This is a genomic window from Amycolatopsis speibonae (genome assembly GCF_042647925.1).
In the GTDB taxonomy this organism is placed as follows: domain Bacteria; phylum Actinomycetota; class Actinomycetes; order Mycobacteriales; family Pseudonocardiaceae; genus Amycolatopsis; species Amycolatopsis speibonae.
The window spans coordinates 1-3,106 of record NZ_JBHRWK010000124.1 but is presented as its reverse complement, the minus strand read 5'-3'; the positions used below and the strand labels follow the sequence as shown (position 1 = coordinate 3,106).

General features: G+C 68.5%; 2 protein-coding genes. Both read left to right on the top strand.

Annotation, left to right across the window (positions count from 1 at the left end):
* The first annotated feature begins 127 nt into the window (after nucleotides 1-127).
* Complete coding sequence (locus ACFOSH_RS42410) at nucleotides 128-769, top strand: hypothetical protein (RefSeq protein ID WP_378247198.1); 642 nt, start codon at nucleotides 128-130, stop codon at nucleotides 767-769.
* A gap of 665 nt (nucleotides 770-1,434) precedes the next feature.
* Entirely contained in the window at nucleotides 1,435-3,009 is a 1,575-nt protein-coding gene (locus ACFOSH_RS42405) for a carboxylesterase/lipase family protein (RefSeq protein WP_378247196.1), read from the top strand.
* Nucleotides 3,010-3,106: the final 97 nt, after the last annotated feature.

Sequence of the window (3,106 nt, the reverse complement as noted above, 5' to 3'; positions counted from 1 at the left end):
TCGACACTCGACTACCGAACACCCCACGAAACCCGCATAAGCTATCGTCAAGACCACGCCCTCGTGGCATAAACCCCGGTGTCCGGCTCCCCGGGACAACCTCAATGTAGCCACCGCGGAGGATTACGTGCCTGGCGGCGAGATGCTCCCGAGGACGGAGAATCCGGCCGCGGCCTTCGCTGAGGCGTTCGCGTGGCTGATCCGGCTGGCTCCGCGGCCCGGAGAGGTGACCACGCTCGACCCGGCGCCGTCGTGGGCGGCTTGGAACCACGGCGGGGGCGGACTGTGGCCGTGTCCGGAGGACACTGATGTCGACCTGAACGAGGTGCCTGGTGCGGAGTGGATCGACGATGCCGGGCGCCGTGCCCGTGACCGGCTGCCCGGCGGCGAGTCCGACGCCGTGATCGGCCACTGCGACTGGCTGGCCGGCAATCTGCGCTGGAGCGGCGACAAGCTGCTGGTGGTGCACGACTGGGACAGCGTGATCGTAGAAAGCGAAGCCGTCCTGGCCGGTTTCGCCGCCGCGCTGCACTCGACAGTCAACCCGGACGAACTAGCCACCGTCGAGGACACGCAGCGGTTCATCGACGCGTATTTCCGGGCGCGTGGCCGGGAATTCAGCGTCGACGAACTCCAACGGTCGTGGGCGGCAGGCGTCTGGACCAGGGCCTATGACGCCAAGTACCAGCACGCGGTCGGGAAGCCCATCACCTCGCTGTCGGAAGACGAGGCCTACGAGCGTCTCCGTCGAGCCGGCTCGCAGCCGTAATCCTCTACCATCGCCCGCTCACGCCGTCTCCGATTGGGCTCCGTTGCCGAAATAGAGCCTGATACGGCACGACACGGCCTGACACTAGGACGGGCCAGGAGGCCCGCGTTGACCTGCGCAAACGGTCAAAATCCGTCACCACGCGATACTCGTTGACATGGCGGAGGAGTCGACTTGTAAACAGAAGGTCAGGGGTTCGAGCCCCCTTGGCGGCTCAAGATCAAAATCACCTTCCACCTGCTGATTCGTCGCCTTTTGCGAGTATTGTTCACATTTTCGGCGCCATTGGGCTCCGTTTCGTCTCCGTTTTCCCTGCCGTGCGGCGGGTCCGCTCGGTGTCGCTGCTGATCGAGCCGTTCGTGGAGTAGTGCCGACTGAGGCTGGCCGAGGATCCGCACCTGTGGGCTTCGACGTTGTTCGATGAGATCGCCGAGCTGGGGTTCAGGCCGCACTGCGTTCATCGAGGCGGAGAACGCTGCCGACAGCGGCAACGTGAAGCGTGCCTGCACCCTGTTGAGGTCTCCCGAGCCGCCTGCTACGCCGGCTTGCCCGCGCGACGGGCGCCGGTGCGAGCGCCGCGCCTGGACAACTGAATCTTCCTTGACAAATTTTCTTGTCGGTGTGAGGCTCTGCTCGTCAACAACGACGAGCTAGCGGAGGACGACATGGGCAGGCGCATTGCGGCAGTGGTGATCGCGGCTTTGCTGGGGACCGGGGGTGTCGCCACCGCGCAGGCACAGCCGTTCGGCCAGGACGCCGCGGTGGTGCGGACCGACGCCGGTCCGGTGCGGGGCACGGTCGCGCCGGACAGCAGGACGTTCCAGGGCGTGCCCTACGCGGCCCCGCCCGTCGGCAACCTGCGCTGGCAACCACCCCGGCCGGCGCCACGCTGGACCGCGCCGAGAGACGCGACGAGGCCGGCGTCGCCGTGCGCCCAGCCCCAGAGCATCGGCCCGGCCAGCGACACTGAGGACTGCCTGTACCTCAACGTCACCACACCGAGGACGGCCGGGCTCAAGCCGATCATGGTGTGGCTGCACGGCGGCGGCAACGCCTTCGGTGCGGGCGGCGACTACGACGCGCGGCGTTTGGCCGCCGGCGGCGACGTCGTCGTGGTCACGTTGAACTACCGGCTCGGCGTCTTCGGTTTCCTCGGCCTGCGCCAGCTCGACGGCGGCGGCACCTTCGGGCTGCAGGACCAGCAGGCGGCGTTGCGCTGGGTGCAGCGCAACGCGGTGGCGTTCGGCGGGAACCCGGGCAACGTCACGCTGTTCGGCCAGTCCGGCGGCTCGTACGACATCTGCGGGCAGCTCACCTCGCCGTCGGCGCGCGGGCTGTTCCATCGGGCGATCATGCAGAGCGGGTCGTGCTCGATGACCTGGCCGCAGAACGGCGTCAACCCGGGCATCCCGGCCGGCTCGCCGTGGCGGCCGCAGGCTTCGGCGGACGCACAGGGTGCCACGCTGGCGGCGTCGCTCGGCTGCCCGGCCGGACCGTCCCAAGTGGACTGTCTACGCGGGATCCCGGTGCCGCGGCTGCTGACCGCGACGCAAAGCGCCGCGCTGCCGACGGTGGCGTACGGCAACCGCGTACTACCGCGGCGCCCCGACCGGGCGCTGGCCGAGGGGCACTACGCCAAGATCCCGGTGATCTCCGGGACCAACCTCGACGAACAGCGCCTCGCGACAGCGTTCCTGCCCCAGGCCTTCACCGAGGACGGCTACCGGCAGCTGCTCATCGACGCGTTCGGCACCAAGGCACCCGAGGTCGCGGCGAAGTACCCGTCGAGCGCATACGAGTCCCCGGCCGTCGCGTGGGCCACGGTGGCGACCGACCGCGTCTGGTCCTGCACACAGGTGACCGACCAGCGCACCCTCGCCGGCTCCGCGCCTACGTACAGCTATGAGTTCGCCGACCGGACCGCGCCCGCGCAGTTCCCGTTCCCGGCGGGCCTCCCGTCCGGCGCCTACCACGGTGCGGAGATGCAGTACCTGTTCGACCTCAACGGCGTGCCCACGCAGCTGAACGCCGAGCAGCAGGCCTTGTCCGACCGGATGATCCGCTACTGGACGACCTTCGCCCGCACCGGCAACCCGAACGGGCCGGGCACCCCGGCGTGGCCGCGCTTCGGCGGTGGCACCACTTTGTCGCTCGTCCCGGGTGCACCGCGGACGGTGGACCTGGCCGCCGAGCACAACTGCGCCTTCTGGGCGAATGTTCAAACCGGGAGCACCCACTAGATGATTGATTCCGTGAAGTTGGTGTTAGTGGTCGTAGGCGATGAGTGAGCGTTTGCTGGTCACGCCGGTTTGCCAGTTGTGCCAGATGCCTGCGGAC